The 18,013-nt window shown below is 47.4% G+C and carries 18 protein-coding genes and 2 pseudogenes; 2 read left to right on the forward strand and 18 right to left on the reverse strand.

Annotated elements, in window-relative coordinates:
* Window positions 1–3: 3 nt before the first annotated feature.
* The 7 genes and pseudogenes from T538_RS18635 to T538_RS0110105 form a co-directional block, all read right to left on the reverse strand.
* Window positions 4–441 (reverse strand): pyridoxamine 5'-phosphate oxidase family protein, encoded by a 438-nt coding sequence (locus T538_RS18635; RefSeq protein WP_051656018.1) that lies wholly within the window; start codon window positions 439–441, stop codon window positions 4–6.
* 42 nt (window positions 442–483) lie between these two features.
* Window positions 484–735 (reverse strand): annotated as a pseudogene (locus tag T538_RS18640) (zinc ribbon domain-containing protein); the annotation flags it as partial.
* Window positions 736–757: 22 nt separating this feature from the next.
* Window positions 758–1,075, reverse strand: a complete 318-nt coding sequence (gene bamE / locus T538_RS0110085) for an outer membrane protein assembly factor BamE domain-containing protein (protein ID WP_081834943.1) — start codon at window positions 1,073–1,075, stop codon at window positions 758–760.
* A gap of 20 nt (window positions 1,076–1,095) precedes the next feature.
* Window positions 1,096–3,225 carry an outer membrane beta-barrel family protein gene (locus tag T538_RS0110090; protein ID WP_081834944.1) on the reverse strand — a complete coding sequence of 710 codons (2,130 nt, stop codon included), beginning with the start codon at window positions 3,223–3,225 and terminating at the stop codon, window positions 1,096–1,098.
* A gap of 15 nt (window positions 3,226–3,240) precedes the next feature.
* A complete protein-coding gene (locus T538_RS0110095) occupies window positions 3,241–3,765 on the reverse strand; it encodes a GNAT family N-acetyltransferase (protein WP_231497095.1) in 525 nt (174 codons plus the stop codon).
* A 149-nt stretch (window positions 3,766–3,914) separates the two neighbouring features.
* Window positions 3,915–6,284: a TonB-dependent receptor gene (locus tag T538_RS0110100; protein WP_031533658.1), complete on the reverse strand. Its 2,370-nt coding sequence runs from the start codon at window positions 6,282–6,284 to the stop codon at window positions 3,915–3,917.
* A gap of 137 nt (window positions 6,285–6,421) precedes the next feature.
* The gene (locus T538_RS0110105) at window positions 6,422–7,054 is read right to left on the reverse strand and encodes a hypothetical protein (RefSeq protein ID WP_031533659.1); all 633 of its coding nucleotides are present in this window, start codon (window positions 7,052–7,054) and stop codon (window positions 6,422–6,424) included.
* A 193-nt stretch (window positions 7,055–7,247) separates the two neighbouring features.
* Between T538_RS0110105 and T538_RS0110110 the strand changes: the two genes are divergently transcribed.
* Window positions 7,248–8,882, forward strand: a complete 1,635-nt coding sequence (locus T538_RS0110110; protein ID WP_034538990.1) for a LytTR family DNA-binding domain-containing protein — start codon at window positions 7,248–7,250, stop codon at window positions 8,880–8,882.
* 125 nt (window positions 8,883–9,007) lie between these two features.
* On the opposite strand, the gene T538_RS0110115 is transcribed toward T538_RS0110110, so the two are convergent.
* The 11 genes and pseudogenes from T538_RS0110115 to T538_RS17760 form a co-directional block, all read right to left on the reverse strand.
* A complete protein-coding gene (locus T538_RS0110115; protein ID WP_031533661.1) occupies window positions 9,008–10,048 on the reverse strand; it encodes a hypothetical protein in 1,041 nt (346 codons plus the stop codon).
* Window positions 10,049–10,172: 124 nt separating this feature from the next.
* Complete coding sequence (gene pncB, locus T538_RS0110125; RefSeq protein WP_031533662.1) at window positions 10,173–11,381, reverse strand: nicotinate phosphoribosyltransferase; 1,209 nt, start codon at window positions 11,379–11,381, stop codon at window positions 10,173–10,175.
* Between the two features lie 8 nt (window positions 11,382–11,389).
* Complete coding sequence (locus T538_RS0110130; RefSeq protein ID WP_031533663.1) at window positions 11,390–11,983, reverse strand: isochorismatase family protein; 594 nt, start codon at window positions 11,981–11,983, stop codon at window positions 11,390–11,392.
* A gap of 189 nt (window positions 11,984–12,172) precedes the next feature.
* Window positions 12,173–13,102, reverse strand: a complete 930-nt coding sequence (locus tag T538_RS0110135) for a hypothetical protein (protein ID WP_051656015.1) — start codon at window positions 13,100–13,102, stop codon at window positions 12,173–12,175.
* Window positions 13,103–13,276: 174 nt separating this feature from the next.
* Window positions 13,277–13,927, reverse strand: coding sequence for an NAD(P)H-dependent oxidoreductase (locus tag T538_RS18645; protein WP_197025776.1), 651 nt, complete (start codon window positions 13,925–13,927; stop codon window positions 13,277–13,279).
* Window positions 13,918–14,412, reverse strand: coding sequence for a flavodoxin family protein (locus tag T538_RS18650; RefSeq protein WP_197025777.1), 495 nt, complete (start codon window positions 14,410–14,412; stop codon window positions 13,918–13,920). The genes T538_RS18645 and T538_RS18650 overlap by 10 nt, the downstream gene beginning before the upstream one ends.
* Entirely contained in the window at window positions 14,409–14,999 is a 591-nt protein-coding gene (locus T538_RS0110145; RefSeq protein ID WP_031533665.1) for an alpha/beta hydrolase, read from the reverse strand. The genes T538_RS18650 and T538_RS0110145 overlap by 4 nt, the downstream gene beginning before the upstream one ends.
* Window positions 15,000–15,104: 105 nt before the next feature.
* Window positions 15,105–15,401, reverse strand: coding sequence for a zinc ribbon domain-containing protein (locus T538_RS18935; protein ID WP_231497096.1), 297 nt, complete (start codon window positions 15,399–15,401; stop codon window positions 15,105–15,107).
* Between the two features lie 207 nt (window positions 15,402–15,608).
* Window positions 15,609–15,995: pseudogene (locus T538_RS18940) on the reverse strand (GNAT family N-acetyltransferase); the annotation flags it as partial.
* 38 nt (window positions 15,996–16,033) lie between these two features.
* The gene (locus T538_RS0110155) at window positions 16,034–16,225 is read right to left on the reverse strand and encodes a hypothetical protein (protein ID WP_031533667.1); all 192 of its coding nucleotides are present in this window, start codon (window positions 16,223–16,225) and stop codon (window positions 16,034–16,036) included.
* 22 nt (window positions 16,226–16,247) lie between these two features.
* Window positions 16,248–16,805, reverse strand: coding sequence for a hypothetical protein (locus T538_RS17760; RefSeq protein ID WP_051656016.1), 558 nt, complete (start codon window positions 16,803–16,805; stop codon window positions 16,248–16,250).
* Between the two features lie 342 nt (window positions 16,806–17,147).
* Between T538_RS17760 and T538_RS0110170 the strand changes: the two genes are divergently transcribed.
* Entirely contained in the window at window positions 17,148–17,585 is a 438-nt protein-coding gene (locus tag T538_RS0110170) for a hypothetical protein (protein WP_031533670.1), read from the forward strand.
* Window positions 17,586–18,013 lie beyond the last annotated feature (428 nt).

The raw sequence follows: 18,013 nt of genomic DNA on the forward strand, positions 1-18,013 counted from the left end.
ATGCTATTCTATTACGAAACTTCTTGGGTAAAAGTCGCTGTAAAAACGTCCGTCGGTAGCGGTGAATTTAAGCACGCAGTAATTAGGGTCTGAAACGCCGCCGGGATAGTACTCGGTGTCGCCTTCGCGCCAAATCATCTGTTTTGATGCCGCATCGGTCAGAACCTCCATCGTGCCGCGCAGCATTATTCCCTTGAATCCCTCGGCATCGCAGAAATACACGCTCGCCTTTGGATTGGCTCTGTAATGTGCCACACGAAGCGAAAAAGTGTTTGTGGTGAAGTAGAATACCTTGATGCCCTCGCGCTTTCGCGGAGCAAGCATCGCCTTGGTGTATGGAAATCCGTCGCTGTCTACCGACGAGATGAACGCAATGGGGAGCGTGTCTGCCATCTGTCCGATGAGCGGCTTGACTGGTGCAAGGGCTGGATTATCAGGCATCTTGTCGTCGTTGCCTACCGTAATAGACTTGCGCCACCGCTTCAGGTGCGGAAAGTAAGCCTTCATCTGCCCGATGTATTCTTCCTTGGTTATCGGGCTTGGAAGATGCTTGTTTACCTCGCCTACAAACTGGGCGCAATGTTCAATCATCTCGTCCATAGAGCAGTCGGTGGTAAAATCGCCGTCCTTGTAGCAGTACATGCAGTAGTCCTCGTTCTTGCTGCCGTCGGCATTAGTGCCGAGGACTTCGGGAGTGAGCGGCATTCCGCAACTCTGACAAAATTTCTGTTCCATCTTCAAATGTTTTTAATGGTAATTATCTTTGCACATTTCCATAGTGCTGCGGATGAGCCTTGGCAGAGTTGTAAGCCATGACTTTTCCTTCGGGACTGAAGACGACGGTGAAAATCATCTCCTCGGGGCCGGCAATCTCGCCTACGAACTTTCGGTAGCCCCATTCCTCGCCGTTTTCGTCGGCATTCTTGAAGAGCGGCTTGCCCAGAAGATTTCTTACCTCATCCTTCGTCATTCCCATTTCAACTTTGTTTATTTTTACGGTGTCGCGCGTTGACATGCAACTGCTGAAACCGAGTCCGAGTGCCAAAAATAATGTTTCAATTTGTATATTGTTCATTTTTTCTGATTTTTTTGTGTTTATGACTTCATTCTGTTCTGCGCGTCCTTGCCTGCGCCCGTGCCCTTGTACTTGCTTCGGGCTGAGTTGAGGCGATAGAAGAGCGACAGATGCAGCTTGTGCCGCGAATACTTGTTTGCCTGCCAAATCTGATAGTAGCCCATGTCGCCGTATTCGTTCATTCCGCTGCGCTGAAGAACATCGAGCACGGCGGCGCGGACGGTAAGCGAGCGGTTTTTCAGCAGGCTCTTCTGCGCAACAATGCCAAGGCGAACCTTGTCGTAACTGTTGTAGAAGTTCATGTCATTACCGCGCGACTGGAACATCAGGTTAAGGTCGAACCGCCAGCCGTGCTTCAGACTGATGGTGTTGAAGGCATTGACCGTGAACGTTGGCTTGTTGAACGAGCATCGTCGGCCGTCGTCGAGCGTAAGCGTAAGGTCGGGCTTGTCAATCCCAGCCGTTGCGTTGAGCGACCATATACCAGCTTTTGGCGTTGCCGAGATGTACGCGCTGTAGTTGTCGTAAGGGTCGGCAAGGTTGATGTGCTTTACCAGCGCCACGTCGTTGTCGCGAAGGAACGACCATTGCGTTATGGCATTCCTGCTGCGCTCGTATGATGCCGACAGCGTGAGCCATTTCCACGACAGGTTTAGCGTTAGGTCGCGCATGCGCTCGTTTAGCAGTTGCGAGTTTCCTGCCTGAAGCGAATATCGGCTTATGTATGTTACGGCATCGTTCATGGCAAAGAAACTCGGGCGGTTGGTCTTGAGGCTGTATGCCAGCGCCGCCTGAATCTTTCCGAGGCTTACCGAATACGAAGCCGTAGGGAAGAACTCGTCTTGCGAACGGTGCAGAAATTCGTTTGCCAGAGCGTCGCTATAGTCGGACAGCGTGTGTTCGTAGCGCATTCCGATGCTTGCCCTTCCTGCATTTCCGAAGTTGCACGCATACTCGGCAAAGGCGGCGATGTTGTCCTCCTTTATGTCGGCATCGGTATTTGAGATTGATGGCTTGTCAATCCAATAAGTGTTGTACCGCCTTACGAAGGTCATCTCCGTTCCTGCCTCTACATCGCCTTTCCACACGGGGTAGGAGAGAACGAGTTTGGCGGCATACAGGCGGCTCTTTGTCCCCGACTTGCTAAGTATGTAGTCGTTGTTCAGAAGGCTCGTCTCCACGTTGTGGCGGTCGGTATTGGTCTGCGTGCGCATGAAATCGACATTGAGGTCGATGCCCAACTTGCCCGCCGTGCCGTTGTAGTAGGCATTTGTAAGGATGCCCAGCGGCTTCGTCTCGCGGTTTGTCTGGTCGGAGTAGAGATGGTCGGTTTTATTGTTGTCGATGTAAACGTCTTCGTCATAAATAACCTTGTTTTTTCCGTCGAAAAACTGAGTCAGGTCGGCTCTCACTCCAACCGAGTGCGAGTCTGAAATCTGCCAGTTTGCTCCGGCGGTGTAAGTGATGTCGTTGTGAAACCAAGTCATTGTGTATGGTCCGTCTTGGCAGAACACCCTGTTGGGCGTTGTCGTAACCTCTTTCAGAGTGCTGTATTGTCGATAGTCCTGATGAAAGTAGTAGACCGAGCCGAACACGTCAAATCCGTTTGTGCGGTAGTTCATGCCCAGTTTTCCGCGCGGCATGTTAAAGCCGTATCTGAGGTCCTGCTCGTCGGTAGCCGTAAGGTCGAGGCTGAATCCGTCGCCCTTCTGCCGCTTTGTGCGAATCCTCACCACCGCCTTTACGGTTGCGTTGTATTGTGCTCCGGGGTTGTTTATCACCTCAACGTCGCGTATGTCTTCGCTGCGCAGACGCTTCAGTTCGCCGGCATCGCGCAGCAGACGGCCGTTAAGGTAGATGAGCGGCTCGCCCTTTCCTATAACCTCGAGTTTGTCCTCGCTACCGGTCATTCCCGGCACTTTCAGTAGCAGCTCGTCTGCCGTTCCCGACTTGGCAAGCGGCGTTCCGTCAATGCGCGTAATCATGGCATTGCCTTTCAGCCGAGTGTTGGGAAGGTCGCCACGGACGACGACCTCCTTCAACTCTAACATCTTGCTTACCCATTCAATTGTGTCTTGCTGTGTTTGTGCTGCTGCCATGACTGCTGTATCTGTCAAAGTCAGGGCAGTTATATATAAAAGTTTTCTCATTTTTCGGGTTTGATACTAAAATTCGAGCCTTAGTATTCTCATTGGACGATTTTTGCCGCCATGCTGATTTTCGTCAATGCTTATTTCGCCTGTCGGAATGAATCCGCATTTCTCCATCACGCGCCCCGATGCAGGGTTGTCGGTAAAGTGGCAGCAGATGAGCGACGGTATTTGTGTTGTTTCTCTTATGTGTCTTATCATCTCAGCCAGAGCCTCGGTGCAGATGCCATTGTTCCAGTAGGGCTTTGCAACCCAGTAGCCTGCCATCGCCTCGCCGGGTCGGGCAGGAATGTTCAGGTCGAACGATTCCATGTAGCCCACCGAGCCTATTGGTTCGCCAGTCTCCTTCAGAACTATAGCCCACACGGTTGGACTGTTGAATACCGTTCGGATAATCTCGCGGCTCTCGTCAACGCTCTTGTGCGGCGGCCATCCGGCTTGGTTTCCTATGTCGGGCTCGGATGCGTATCTGAATAGCGCGTCGGCATCGGTGTCGAGCCACGGTCGCAGCGTCAGTCTTTCTGTTTCCATTATAATCATCGTGTAAAGGTTAAAAAAAGCAGAACCACATGGGGGAAAGTATGTGTTCGCCGCCCTGCGATTCTGCTTGCAAAGTTATGCCAAAAAGTTCTTTTTCCGTATGCTTTTGGGATATTCTGCACGCTTTTGTGACGAATTGCAGAAATGCCCTAAAACTCTAGTCTGTAGGCTATGTTAGGGAAGGTGAGCGAGGTGAATTTATCCTCAACCTCGTGGGTCTTTATGTTGAATGTCTTGCCTTGGAACGAGCGCACTTTCAGGTATTCGAGAATGAGGTGCGTGGCCTTTCGCTTTCCGTTGATGGTGTATTTAACCGAGAAGGCAAAGCCTGTGTTCAGTCCCATCTGCTTGCTGAACGGTTTGTCGCCGTCCTCGGGAATGGAATGGTCGGGACGCTTCATCACTTCTTCTAACGTCAGTCCCTCGGGCATCGGAGTGTAACGGTCGCCGCCCATCAGCGTAAATCGTCCGTTAAATCCGAAGACGTTCTTCTTGCTCTTGCCAACCATCCACTCTTTTCCGCCCAGAATGTTGGTTACGAACGTGCGGTCGTGGCGCGTGTTGTGCCATTCGCCCTGCGCGTCGCGGTATTCAGACTTGAAGAGGGTTGCCGTAAACATTCCGTAGAGTCCGTCCTTCAGATATCGCTCAAGGGTGAGGTCTATTCCGTAGTTGCGTCCAACACCCTCGTTTACAAGAGCCCTGTCTTGATAGAAAAGGTTGTGGTTGAGGATTGAGAAAGTTGAGCCAATCTCTACCGGAACGTCGAACAGATATTGCCAGTAAGGCTCAATCTTAATTATCGCATTCTCGCCCAGACGCTGGCTGAACGATGCCGAGATGTGGTGCGAGCGCGTGAGTCCCAGATTCTTGTTTGGGTTGGCAGCATTTCCGTTGCCGTCGGATATCTGTACGAAATAAGTGTCGGTCGTCTCCTTTCGGCTGTTAAGCGCGTAGGCTATTGCCACGCTGCTCGATGCCGATGTCTTGTACTCAATGCTTGCGCGAGGCTCTAACAGCCACTGGTCGTTAAGGTTGAACCACATTACGTTTGCGCCAGCCACCGCCGAGAGTCTTCGGCTAAGTGCAATCTTGTGGCTTGTGTAGGCGCGTGTTAGTCCCGTGTTGCCTTCCGACTGGTATATGCGCAGCAGCGGACCGCCTACCTCGGCAACGTGGTCTAACCATGTGTTGAAGTCGATATGCTGATGGTCGAATCCGTTCTGCATGGTGTATCTTGATGAGAATTTGTGCTGATACTGCACGCCAATCATCACGTTCCACGACAGGTTTTGGCCCTTCATGTCGGGAGTCTTTGTCATATTGTCGTCGTAGTCGTTGGTTCTCAGATTCTGATAGTTTCCGGTATATGCAATGCTTGAGTGAAGTGTTCCGCCGTTGCGGAAACGGTAGTTGTGCGTAAGTCCGCCAGCCCAACTCTTCTGGTTAGACCACGAGTCGTTCATGTCCCACAGCGTTTCCCACTCGTCTTTTTCGGGAACGTCGTTTATGTATCTGTCAATCAAGCCTGTAAACCATAGGGCGAATGTTCCGGCCTTGCACGTCGGCATATTCAGTTTTCCGCTCAAATCCTGATAGTCGAGCGTCTCCTTCTCCATGTTTATGGCGTGGAGTTTCTTTGCTATCTCCAGAAAACTGTATCGGTAGTTAACCAGATACGATGCGCGCGGGCAGCCGTTCTTAGACTTTCCTATCGGGCCTTCCGAGGCAAAGTCTACGCCCAGCGTTCCTATCTGTATGGCGTGCTCGTGCTTGTTGTTGTTTCCGGCTCGCATCTTCATGTCGAATGCGCCCGACAGGGCGTTTCCAAACTCGGCAGGCATCGCTCCCGTAAGGAAGTCGCTGTTGGCAAGAACCGTTCCGTTAAGCGAGGTGAATATGCCTCCGCCTGCTTCGGTTATTTCGGCAAAGTGGTTGGGGTTGTTCACCTCAACGCCCTCTATTCGCCATTGTAGCATCTGCGGCGAGTTTCCGTGAATGCTGATGCCGTTTGTTGCTCCGCCCGAAGCCACGCCGGCAAACATCGAAGCCGTGCGTGCCGGGTCGGCCATTCCGCCGGCATATCTGTTTGCCTCCTCAACGCTGAACATTCGTGCTCCAACCTGAGCCATGTCGTTTAGCGGCATCTGCTTGTTTGAGCGTGGCTTTACAACCACCTCGCCCAGTTCGGCAACGCTCTCGTGCATCTTTAGGCTCAGAACCATCTCTTTTCCTGATGAGAGGAGTTGCTCTTTCAGAACCAGAGGCTCGTAGCCAACGTAACTCACCCTGATGGAGTGGCGGCCTACGGGCACTCGGGTTATCACAAAGTTTCCTTCGGTGTCTGATGTGGTGGCGCAGTTGTCGGCATCTTCTACAACGATGCTCACGCCAATCATCGGTTCGCCCGATGCAATGTCGCTTACTTGTCCGCGAATGGTTTGTGTTGTCTGCCCAAATGCCATGATTGGCACGAGGCACAAAATCGCTGTTGCGATGATAATGTTTAAGATTCTCATTATATTTTGTTTGTTTTTCTTTTTTCAAAATTAAGGGCACTATAGTCTCCCGACTGAGTGCCTTTATTCCTTATCTCTGTTGGTTTGATAAAAAAGAGAGATTACAGTAGATTGGAATTAGTATTGAGTTTTAACAATTAAATACTGAATTCATCGTCCTTTGGTATTTCGATGTTTGGGGCATCGTAGGGCGACTTGAAGTGGAGTTCCCTGAACTGAATTGTAACCAGTTTGTTGTCAATCACCGTCTTGCAGGTTATCAGATGAGGCTGTCCTTTCTCGTCGATGGTGGCAGATACGTCTGTACCGAAGTCGTTCTTCTTGTTGTCTGGAAGAACTTTCGGAACGGTTACGTTATTCTTGTCGTTCTCAATAAAATACAGATGCCCCTTGCCCGTTATCCGTGTGCTGTCGGCATTGTATGTTATCTCGTCGGTATATATCACGGCAAAGTCTTTCAGACGCATGTTCATGCCGTATCCGAGGCTGCGCTTGTGCTCCTCCTCGTCGTTGTCTTTCTCGTGATAGAGATAGTTGCGCTCCACGTATTTTGTGTATCCCTCAATCACGCTGTCCTTGTCGAAGAATCCCACGACTTTTATTTCGCCGTCTATAAAGAAGCCTTCTTCCGAATACCCGTAGTAATCCTTCTTGTCGCCGTCGGTTATCTCGAAAGGGTCGTAAATCTCGTCATCGTCATCGGTGTTGCACGATGCAAATATTCCGCAGCAGATGGTGGCTGCAAACGCCATGAAAAGAAATTTCTTCATAATTAAGTTTCTTTTTTGTTAGTTTTTTATCGCTTTTCAATTTGTACCGGGCGGTGTGTTTTGTTCGCCCAATGCGTTTTTTTCGTCGGCAAAGTAACGGTTTGTATGTCGAATAGCCTAATTTTTGGGATATTCTGCACGGTTTTGTGACGAATGGCTTGGCAGAACCAAAAAAATGTGTGAACTTTGTGCTATGAAAAAGATTCTATGGACACTCGCAGGAATGATTGCGCTCACCTCCTGCGGAAATTCAGACAAACAGTACATCAGCGAAGCCGAAGCATTGATAAGCGAGAAACCCGACAGCGCACTTTATGTATTAAATCAGGTTGAGAACGTGGGCAGACTGCCCGACGAGTGGCTTGCCCGATACTGGCTAACAACGGCCGAGGCTCATGCCGCCATGAACCAGTCGCTATCCGAAGACTCGATGGTGGCATTCGCGTTCAGCTATTTTCAGCATCATCAGCCCATCGACAGCGTAAGACTGCGCAAGGCACGCTCGTTCACATCGTCGTACTACTGGTGGACAGAGCGTGAGGATGAGGCTAAGAAACTGATGGTGCAGTCGCTCGAAGAGAGCCGCAAGGCTGCCAATTATCCCGAAACCGTTTCGATGCTGTGCGGAATGGCTAAACTCGCCCTCAAGAACAACAATCAGAAGGAGGCAAAACAATATGTAGACGAGCTTCTCTCCATCGACGGTGGCGACAAGAATCACGCGCAGCTCCTCAACGCCCTTGCCGTAAACTATTATTACGAAGGAAAGATTGATTCTGCCATCGTGATGTTCAAGCGAGCCATCGCCTTTCGCGATACGGCAAAAGACTCTGTCTATGTGTGGCGCGATGCCATGCGAAACTATGCCGACCTGCTCATTGACATAGGCAGGATAGACGAGGGCATTGCCATGCACGAGGACATAATGGCACATTACGGTCGCTCGAAGGAATACTCCGGCAACGAACTCGGACCGCTTTTCTCGCTCTCGCACGCGTGGTTGCTTAAGGGCAACAAGGAGCGCGCCCAGCACTACATGAACAAGGTAGAGGAGTACGATATGTCAAACTCAACGCGGTTCTGCGTCATCGGTCACCGAATGGTGCTCGACTATGCTACCACAGGCCGGTACAACATTACCGACATGGCTGAGTTTGCCAACGACATTCGCAACCGCATGAACAAGCGTCAGGCGGTAGAGAAAGCCAAGGAACGCTCCATTCAGAACCTTCGCGAACACGAACTGCTGCTCACCGTGTCGCGCCAGCGCCAGCTCATCTTCTTCCTGCTGCTCACCGTCGGACTGCTTGCCGTAATCATTGCGCTCTCAGTACTTGCGCGCCGCCGCAAAAGACTTTTGCGCGAGAAGGAAGAGGAGATGCAACAACTTAACGACCAGTTGCAGAAGATGCAGAAAATGGCTGAACAGCGCGCCAAGATGGTTGAGGCTGAAAGAAAAGCCGATGACGCTCCGGCTGCCGAAAGCACCGTTACGCTAACGGGCACAACGAGCGAGACGATAACCCTTAATGTTGATAATCTGCTTTATGTCGAGGCGGTTGGCAACTACGTTAAGGTGTGCCAGTGGCTCGGCGGAAAGGTTCAGACCGATATGCTGCGTGCCACATCAAAACAGATGGAAGAGGAGTTGCACGGCTATCCGATGGTGGTTCGCTGCCACCGCGCCTTCCTCGTTAATCTTGCTCAGGTAGAGAAAATCGTCTCAAAGGCAGGAACGATGCAACTTTTGGTTCGCCACAGCGAGGAATGTTTGCCTGTCTCGCGCAGCAACATGGCTGGCATAAAAGATGCGATAAAGAGTTTGTAATTCACCACAAAAAATGTCCGCAGAAACAAAATCTCTGCGGACATTTTTTATTTTCTCGCGTTCTGCCGAGATTTCTGAATTCGGCAGAACGTATAGCTTGTAATTCAAGTATAAGAGCCGTTTTTCTATTTGTTTATAACGTTCTTCAATTTTTTTACTTCATCCAAGTATTCTTGTTCGCTAATAGGCTTGCGTACAGGAATATAAAAATAATCGTTCTTAATTGTTGTTATCTCCAAATTCTTGTTTCCAGAATAATGTCTGAATAGTCCTTTTAGAAACCATAAAACTTCCCTTTTTGGATGTTTATAGAAATACAGAATGTCATCATTGGTTTGAAAACAAATGTATAAAAATTTATTTTCCAACTTTCCAAATGTAACTTTCTTGATATTGTTCCACTTTAATGTTGCAGAGTATTCATGTACGTTATAAAAGAAAACACCTTGTCTGTTTGCTTTAAAAAGAAGAATTTTATTTTTTTCTCTTTTAATAAAGTCATAAATGCAATAAACAATACATAATGTACACATTATTATCTGTATTCCCCAGAAATATTCGGAAAAATGAATGCAAAAGAGCGATATCAATATTATTATCCATAACTTTATAACTGAAGGGATTTCATTCTGTATTTTTATCTTATAATTTTTCGGATATAGGCTAAACTTAAATTTCTTGTCTGTTTCTGAATAATCGATATCATCTTGTTGATTTGCAGGACTGTAATTATCGTTGGCATGCTGCTGTTTTAGCATCAGAAAGTCTTCTTTCTTTACTGGCTCTTCGGGAAAGTAGTTTGGGCAGACTTCTTCGTTTACGATAGCCATATTCAGACTGTCGCTTCCCGAAAGTTTCTTGAAATTCTTATACAGTTTATCGAAGGAGAAATTCTGAAAGTATATATCCATGTGGAGAGTGTATACATAGCCGTCGGTTGTGTAGAAACACAAGTATTCGTTGCAGCCACAGTATTTTCCGAATTCTATTTTCTCGATGTCCTTCCATTTCAGAAGATGGTACTGAGCGTCTTCTGGCTGTTCTTTTCGGTTCGGCTCAAGTGAATATTGGATTTTTGGCGTGAGAACGCCTGTTTCGTTAGCCTTGAATAGCGTTTCTCTTCCGTCATAACCACGATGATTGTTTTTTATAACGTATTCTTTCATTTGCCTTTTTTTCAAAATTGGTTGCAAAGATAGTTATTTTATGCAGAACGATGCTCCAATCGCAGAAACAAAAAGCGGCGATGCCACAGAAAACACCGCCGCAACTGAAAAAATTCGTTTACGATTAGCCGATAATGCTTTGAATGTACTTGCATTTCATCTCGTTGCCAAGAGTCTTGCCCTTGTCGCAAGAGAGTTTAACGCAGTCGTGCCATTCTCTCGACTCGGTAATTCTTGAGCGTGTAAGTTTTACGACGATGTTCATAGGCTTTATCACTCCGCCGCCGCTTGCAACGTCGCACGTCAGGAACGTGCCCACGCCGAACGATGGGATAATCTTGCCTTTGGCATAGTTGTTAATCTCTATTGCGCGCTTAATATTCAAACCGTTAGAGAAGATAACCTGCTTTGTAAGCGGATTAACGCCCAGTTCCTTGTACTTAGCCACAATCTTGTCAATCTGCTCCTCTTCGTTGCCCGAATCCACTCTCAAGCCAGAGAACAGCATCGCCATCTTCTTAGAGAAATTGTTGAAGAAGACATTGTCGCCAAAGCAGTCGTATAGATATATTCCGAGGTCGCCGTTATACACCTCGGCCCACTTCTCCATAACAGAATGGTTCACCTCGAACACCGAAGAGCAGTTCTCCTCGAACGAGATAATCTGGTGGCTCATGGTGCCAAGCGGATTCAGTCCGAGTTTCATGGCAAACCATACGTTTGATGTTCCGGTGAAGATGCCGCTCCACTGTTTCTCCTTGTACACGCGGCTCATCTCTTCGAGCACCACCTTCTGATGCTCGAACGAGAAGCGGCGGCGCGTACCCATGTCGCCAATTACGAGCGATGAAGAGAATATCTCTTCAGACTTCTTTCTGATGTATTCGCGCTCGGTCTGCTCATCGTATATCTTTGTGTCGCCGTTCAGAATGTGCATCAGCTCGCTCACGCAACTAAGTATAGGCATCTCCCAGATGATTGCCGAATACCATTTGCCCTTGACTGAGACGTGCAGATGGTTGTCCTTGTCCATTGAAATATCCACCTCGGCTGGGTTGAATCTGAAGCCGCGCAGAAACACGTCGATGAACCATTTTGGCAGATAATAACATTTCTGCTGCATGAATTCTATCTCCTCATCGGTTATTACTATGTTTTTCATCATGTCAACCTGCTCGCGCAGCAGAGCGTCGAACCCGTCGGGATAGACGGTCTTGTTGCGGTCGAAGAATGTGTATTCAACCTCGGCTCTCGGGTACGACTGCACAATGTAGTACATGCAGGTAAAGGTGTATAGGTCGTTGTCGGTAAAGTGCTTAACTATCTGTTGCATAGTGATTTTTATAAATTAAGAAGGTTGATGTTGTTCTCTTTGCAGAAGGCTTCGAGTTTCTCGCCGCCGTCGATGCTTGCCGTAAAGTTTGCTGCCACAGAGATGCCTTCGGCCGACTTGCGAATCTGAACCAAGTCGTTGAGAGTGTTCATCACGCACACGTCGCCGGCAATTCCGCACACCACAATCGTTGGCGATGAGGCTTTCTCGATGGCAGAGATAATCTTCTGTCCGTCGGGGTTGGTTATCTGGCCACCGTTATACGAGAATATGCTGTACTGCTCTACTGCCGAATCCGTGCCTTTCTGGCAATATTCAACATTGTCCGAAGCCGACAGAGCCTCTTGCAACTGCGGGAATACCTCGAAGCCCGAGGAGTCTCTGACGCAATGCACAGGCCATATTCCGCCGTTTGATGAAAAACTGCAGTGGTTCTCGGGATGCGAATCCTGAGTCACGAAGATGGTTGAAAACTCGGCAGATTTGCTTTTTACAAATTCTGCAAGTTGCTGCATTGCAGAGCGCGCACCAGAGACAGGAAGCGAGCCACCCTCGATAAAATCGTTCTGAGGATCAACAATGATTAAAAATTTTTCATACATAATAATCGCAGTTAAGGATTAAAAGATGCGGCAAAAATATTTAATTTATTCAACTAAGGCAAAGATTCCATGAACAGAAAGACCGGAAATTATGCAATTCGGCTATATTTTTTGCTCCGTTTGCAGAGATATGATGTTTTTTCAAAGTCGGGTTTTCAAAAGTCGTAAATTGAAATTTGAAAAATCTCCTTAATTGTTTTTTTGTATCTTTTCATTGTGTTGGCGTAATAGATTTTGAAACCATTCGTGGTTTTTTCTCATTATTTCTTCTGTGTCGATTTCAGAATCTTCATTTTTTTGCTCTGTTATAATGCTTTCTACTTTTAAAGTCTTTTCTTTTTTTTCTTCCATATGTTTTTTTCTCATTTCTCTTTCTGTCATTTCTTTTTCAAAAATTTCTGTCTTACAGATACGGTAGTTTTCACCGTTGTTCTCAATAATCATTGGACAACTCGTATCTTTTATATTAACACATGCGTTTTTTATTTTGCATTGTTGACATTCATTATTTGTTACAACCTTTACTTTAAACTTTCTTTTCAGATATGTTTCTTCTATTCGTGTAAAGTAGCTTTCATTGTTAAGCCATTTTCTGCTTTCTGCACTTGAAAGAAGAAAATCTTCCAGAGATTCAAGAGATTGCTGGGATAAATCAATTTCAAGACAGTTGAGGCTCTTGTAATCAATAGGTTTTTTGTGCTGAACTTTGTACTCGAATGTAAATTCAATAAGATATTGCTTGCCATCTTTTGTTGTAGCAATAACATCTGGTTGTTTGTCCTCTCGCTCATAGTCGCTGTTTATTTTGACATCAATGAATTCGAGATCTTTTTCTATGTATATGCCATAATAAGATGGAGCATGGATTCGTTTTTTGGTTTGTACAATTTGTTCGGCTAATTTGTACAATATTACCATGTAGCATATATTTAAGTTTGCACCACGATTTTCGCTATGATGTGCGAAATGATGTGTTCTTTCATCTCCATGACGTGCAAGTAGTTGTTCATGACAATGTGGACAATTGCATTTACATTTTAAGCCATTTGGAACAGAATCGACATGTACCATTCTTCCTTCTGCATTTTCTGCATATGAGAATACAAAATTATCATTCATAATTTTAAATGTGACTAAATTTTTGCAAAGATAGGTAATTTGAACAGAAAATGAACGTCGGCATAAATAAAAAAGGGGAACGCAATAATCATCCGACTGTGCGTTCCCGAAAACCAACTCTAACTTAAAAATAAACAGTGCATAAAGAATTTATTACAGATACTAATCACATTCCTAATAAGGTCTGTCGTCGAGCGGACGGATGCAGCCCCATTCCGTTGCCGTGCGGCTGAACTTTCTGTGCCCCACAACCTTGTAAGACAGCATTATAAACTTGCGCAGCACCAGAGGGAATGTCTCCAGTCCCACAAACTTGGCTGCCTCGGGCGAGAGGAAGTTGCCCTTTTGTGCAAAACTGCGCCCCATGTCGGCGTATGGCTTCAGAATCTTGTTGCGCTCGCCCTCTTTTGCAATCCTTATGCCGAAGTTGTTGCCGCGCAGAAGGCATCCGCCGAATGTGCAGCCAAGCTGGGCAGGGAGCGACTTCAGAAATGCCTCGCCGCAACGCAGCTGGCAGCCCTCGGCAAAGCCGCTCTGAAGAATGAACGACAGCGTTGCCGGCTTGCGTCGCTCGGTTGGCAGCGTAGACAGAAACTCCAGAAGGAGCGACGGCGCGCACTCTACATAGAGCGGCAGGGCGATGATTATCTTGTCGTGCGTCATGAAGGCTTCCCACGCCGCTTCCCACTCGCTGCGGTTAGAGAGGGAATACACCTCGCAGGTTGAGCCTTCACTTTGCAGACCTTTTGCAAACGATTGTATAATCTTGTCCGTATTGCTGAATTTCTTTGTTCGCGGACTTCCGTTTATTATTACTACATGCATACTTTTACCTCCTTTGTCTTGTTTACCGAATATGCTCCCAGCGAGTGTCCGCCCAAGTTTGCCGATGAGCGGTAGCACCAGAAGTCGAGCAGTTGCTGATTACCCTCGCCGCTGTACAGAACACCTACGTTTAGTGCGCCGTAGCGCAGCGTGTGGCGCATCTCGCCGTCTCTGAAGCACAAGTCCATGTTAAGCATTGGCAGAATACGGTCCATCACCCGCTTGCCCTTGTAGTCGAGAAAGCCAAAGCGTGTGTCCGACACAAGCCAGAGGCTGTCGCTGTGTGCCAGTTTCTTCAGAATCTGCGCATAATCGTCCTTTATGGCACAAATGCCGGGCGTTTTCAGAAAGCAGTGGTTGCAGCCCATGCAATGTGCAATCTTCATGTCTGTGGTGTCTACAATCTCAGCCTCTTTATCCTTAATCAGAGCCTTTATCTGCTCTGTATAGTCATTTCCTAATGTGTTTAATACTAATGTTTTCATCCTTTTATCCAGTTATCTAAGAACGCCATCTGCTCATCGGTGTGAAACCAGTGCTCGCCATTCTCCATGACGGTTAGAGTGGCTTGATGCTTATTGGAAAAGTCGGCGATTGTCTTGAACGATGTCAGATTGTCGTTGCTGCCGTAGAGAATATGTGTTGGCACGTGCCATTCTATGGGGTGACTTCTGACGTAGGACAGATAATCCCACGACAAATCCTCGCCAAAATCGGTGCGGATAGTGCCTGCCGATTTCAGTTGCTCCTCGGTAACGCCTGCCCACGTCATCATGTTGGAGATGAGGCTTTCCATGTCAACGATGGGCGAGATGAAGAAGGCTTTCTCTATCAAGTCATCGATGCCGGCATTCATGCTGAAGAATGCGCCTATGCTGTTGGCTATCAGAGTTATGCTGCCGCATTTGCTTTTTAGTTCTTTTACGGCATCGTTTATCTCCTTGCCTGTGTCCCAAGGACTGAACGTCTTGTAGTCCAGACCTATGACATCGCAGTTGGGGCAAAGGGTTTTGTAGTGCTCGCTCTCTGCTGCACTTCCTCCTTTTCCGTGAATGTATAGTATTGCGTTCATTTTTTATTCAAGAGCCAGTTTCCATTTATTGATGATGTGGATTGTATCGGATAATGCCGTGCGCCGTTCGTAGTCTTTCCGTCGTCGGTGTCGGCTAATCCATTATCATCTGCACATTTTTCTCCATCGCCTTAGCATCGGGAAGAAGTTTTGCATCATCTGCTTGTATTCGTCCTTTGTCATGGGCTTTGTCATGTTCTTGTTCACCTCGTTTACAAACTGAAGGCAATGCTCAATCATCTCGTTCATTGTGCAGTCTTGCTGAAATCTGCCGTCTGAATAGCAGAATTTGCAGTAGTCGAAGTTGGTGCTTCCGTCGGCGTTTGTGCCGCAGTCAGCAGCACTTGTCAGAGGCATTCCGCAACTTTGGCAGAACTGCGGAAGCTGACCGTCGCAGAACATTTTTTCTTTCTTCGGAAATGTTGATTCGTATGCCTCGAATGCTTCGGGATTATCTTCGGCCACGAAATATCCCAGCGGTGGAGTGTATGTAGCCTCAATGCCGCCAAGCCAGCCCGGAATCAGTTCCTGCGCAAGGAAGTAAGGCACTTCGGCATCTTTCGGCTCGGCATGATAGTGTATGTTCAGCTTGCTTGCAAGTCCGAATCCGGCATGTTTGTAAAACTCTATGTTACCTTCCATGCAGATGAATCCGATGCCCATCTGCCGCGCCTTGGCGAGCGCGTGGTTTAGCAGTTTCAGTCCGTAGCCCTTTCGCTTGTAGTCGGGGTGTATGCTGATAGGACCGAACGTCCACGATTGTCGGCTCGTTCCGTCGATGAGGTCGAGTTCGGCTTTCGAGAACATTACGTGGCCTATTATCTTGTTGTCTTCCTCCATCACGAAGTCGAGTTCCGGGATGAAGTCGGGATTCGTTCTGTACTGGTTAAGTACGAAGTGCTCGGTACATCCCGGTCGGTAAACGTTCCAGAATGCCTCGCGCGTAAGGTTCTCAACCTCTCTGTAGTCTTTTGTTTCTTCTAATCTAATGTTCATTTTCTTTGATTTTATTCAGAATTTCCTCGTTTTCCCGTTCAGCGAGTGCAGTTGCCTTCAGCAAAGAAAACTGAGTAGGGAAGTGGCAGAGGCAGTACGACGTAGCATGCCAGTGCCTTGCCCTTCTCGTTGATGGTTTTGCCGTATTGTCTGTGTGCTTGTGCAATAGCGAGTGCGGTTACAACAATAATAACCGCAAGCATTGTTAGTTCTTTGTTGAGTCTTTGCATTTTCTCGTTGTGTTTTTGTGTTCTAATCGCTGTTTCTTATGTCAATGCCGCCGATAATGTTGCTTGCAATGATGTGGATGCACGGAGCATCGGGCTTGACGTGGCGGTCGGTATGGTTGCCTATGCCGCCCAGAATGCTGCGGCTCTTCACCACCACGTTAACCGTTGGCGGAATGAGCAGTTCAACGCCTCCGCAAAAGGTGTGAATGTCAATCTCCTCGTCCTCGGTTATGGTTGCTTCGCGAAGGTCGAGGCGTATTCCTCCGCAGCACACGTCGAGGCGCGCTCCGTGAAATGCCTCTCCGCGATATATGTACTCGTCGCCTCCGTAGTGAACCGAGCAGCGTATGCGCTTGCCGTCGTCGCCTATTGGCAGCGGACGCTGAAGCCACTGGTCGCGGTTATTAATTATGCTTTCAATTATAAGATGCACGCCTATGTACAGAAACACCGCCGGGGCAACGTATTCGAGCCAAGGCTGCTGCCATAGCCATCCAAGGTTTGCCAAGCCCCACATGTCGGCAAGTTTCAAGAGTGCGCCTGCCACAAGTATTATTCCAAGAATAGTTCTATTATTCATGATATGTTTATTTTCGTGTTTTTTTCATGGCGCAAAATTATAATGCCGTCTGCTGTAATGCAAGTTTCTGGGATATTCTGCATGTTTATGTGACGAATGGTGCGTTTGCCTTGACGGAATGCACGTTTTGTGACGAATGGTCTGCGTTTATGGCTTCTTGCCATGTAAGATTTTGGCAATGTATTATATAAAATGAGCACTTTCAGAAAAAAAGCAAACATTTTAGATTAAAATGAGAGTGAAAATAATTTTTTCTTAATTTTGCAGCCGAGGTTTATGCCGTTTTCCAATTAGGATAGCTTTTAACTTGGGTGTCTAAAAAATGTTTTATAAGTAAAAAAGATGAGAAGGTTAGTTTTGATTATTTCGGTAATTGTATCTGCCGTTTTGCTGCTTGCCGACTGTAAGTCGCAGAATCAAACCGGAGATATTCCTTACACGGTTTGCGAAGGATATTTTGTAAGGAACGATGCAGACAAAGTTCCACTTGGAAAGATTACATCGCAGAGAGAGTTCGACAAATTGTTTGGCATGGCTGCCGTAATGGGCAGAAGCATCACGCCGATTGACTTCAGCAAGCAGTTTGTCATTGCCGTGAGCGAAAAGCCTACCGCAAACTCCACAACCTATTCGCCATTATCGCTTGTGCGTTCGGAAGGCAGGATTGTGTTTTCCTACGGCATTGAGCGCGGCTCTAAGATTTCGTACGTCATTCAGCCACTGCTGCTCATCGTGGTAGACAAGAAATACGAATCGGAGGTCGAAGTGGTTGCAAAGTAAAAAGATACACGAATTAGGGATAAAAAGCTGACAATTCTTACACCATAGTTTAAAATCCGTCTCATTTCAAAAGAAAATGCGGCGGATTTTTTTGTGTTCGCCCAGCATGGGCATACTCTAACGGGTGCAAGTCCCCAAGCCGCCCTGATAACGGGAAGGCTACAGCCAAAGACAAGGGTGTCCGTGGCGACGCGGAATCTGAAGGAAGTCTGAGTCAAACATCTGCTCTGATGCACAAGAACATGATATAAGGCCGGTGCAAGTGTGGTGAGTCTGCACAAGAAGACAAAGCCCAATAGTTATCCGGAACTTGCAAAGGTAAATCATGCAGAGATAAGATGGAAAGAGTATGTTCTTAACTGGGGAGGTCTCACGGACGCGGCAACCCGACAAGTCATATGAAACTCGGAGCCGCGGAGTAACGCTTG

The sequence above is a fragment of the Bacteroides sp. Ga6A2 genome (assembly GCF_000702225.1).
In the GTDB taxonomy this organism is placed as follows: domain Bacteria; phylum Bacteroidota; class Bacteroidia; order Bacteroidales; family Bacteroidaceae; genus Ga6A1.

Bases quoted from the DNA above. Each gene is read 5' to 3' on its own strand.
- T538_RS0110130 (WP_031533663.1), bottom strand. From the start codon at position 11,983: ATGTATGAAAAATTTTTAATCATTGTTGATCCTCAGAACGATTTTATC.
- T538_RS18635 (WP_051656018.1), bottom strand. From the start codon at position 441: ATGCCTGATAATCCAGCCCTTGCACCAGTCAAGCCGCTCATCGGACAG.
- T538_RS17760 (WP_051656016.1), bottom strand. From the start codon at position 16,805: ATGAATAATAGAACTATTCTTGGAATAATACTTGTGGCAGGCGCACTC.
- T538_RS0110115 (WP_031533661.1), bottom strand. From the start codon at position 10,048: ATGAAAGAATACGTTATAAAAAACAATCATCGTGGTTATGACGGAAGA.
- T538_RS0110100 (WP_031533658.1), bottom strand. From the start codon at position 6,284: ATGAGAATCTTAAACATTATCATCGCAACAGCGATTTTGTGCCTCGTG.
- T538_RS0110095 (WP_231497095.1), bottom strand. From the start codon at position 3,765: ATGATTATAATGGAAACAGAAAGACTGACGCTGCGACCGTGGCTCGAC.
- bamE (WP_081834943.1), bottom strand. From the start codon at position 1,075: ATGAACAATATACAAATTGAAACATTATTTTTGGCACTCGGACTCGGT.
- pncB (WP_031533662.1), bottom strand. From the start codon at position 11,381: ATGCAACAGATAGTTAAGCACTTTACCGACAACGACCTATACACCTTT.
- T538_RS18650 (WP_197025777.1), bottom strand. From the start codon at position 14,412: ATGAAAACATTAGTATTAAACACATTAGGAAATGACTATACAGAGCAG.
- T538_RS0110105 (WP_031533659.1), bottom strand. From the start codon at position 7,054: ATGAAGAAATTTCTTTTCATGGCGTTTGCAGCCACCATCTGCTGCGGA.
- T538_RS0110110 (WP_034538990.1), top strand. From the start codon at position 7,248: ATGAAAAAGATTCTATGGACACTCGCAGGAATGATTGCGCTCACCTCC.
- T538_RS0110145 (WP_031533665.1), bottom strand. From the start codon at position 14,999: ATGAACGCAATACTATACATTCACGGAAAAGGAGGAAGTGCAGCAGAG.
- T538_RS0110090 (WP_081834944.1), bottom strand. From the start codon at position 3,225: ATGAGAAAACTTTTATATATAACTGCCCTGACTTTGACAGATACAGCA.
- T538_RS18935 (WP_231497096.1), bottom strand. From the start codon at position 15,401: ATGTTCTGCGACGGTCAGCTTCCGCAGTTCTGCCAAAGTTGCGGAATG.
- T538_RS0110170 (WP_031533670.1), top strand. From the start codon at position 17,148: ATGAGAAGGTTAGTTTTGATTATTTCGGTAATTGTATCTGCCGTTTTG.
- T538_RS18645 (WP_197025776.1), bottom strand. From the start codon at position 13,927: ATGCATGTAGTAATAATAAACGGAAGTCCGCGAACAAAGAAATTCAGC.
- T538_RS0110155 (WP_031533667.1), bottom strand. From the start codon at position 16,225: ATGCAAAGACTCAACAAAGAACTAACAATGCTTGCGGTTATTATTGTT.
- T538_RS0110135 (WP_051656015.1), bottom strand. From the start codon at position 13,102: ATGAATGATAATTTTGTATTCTCATATGCAGAAAATGCAGAAGGAAGA.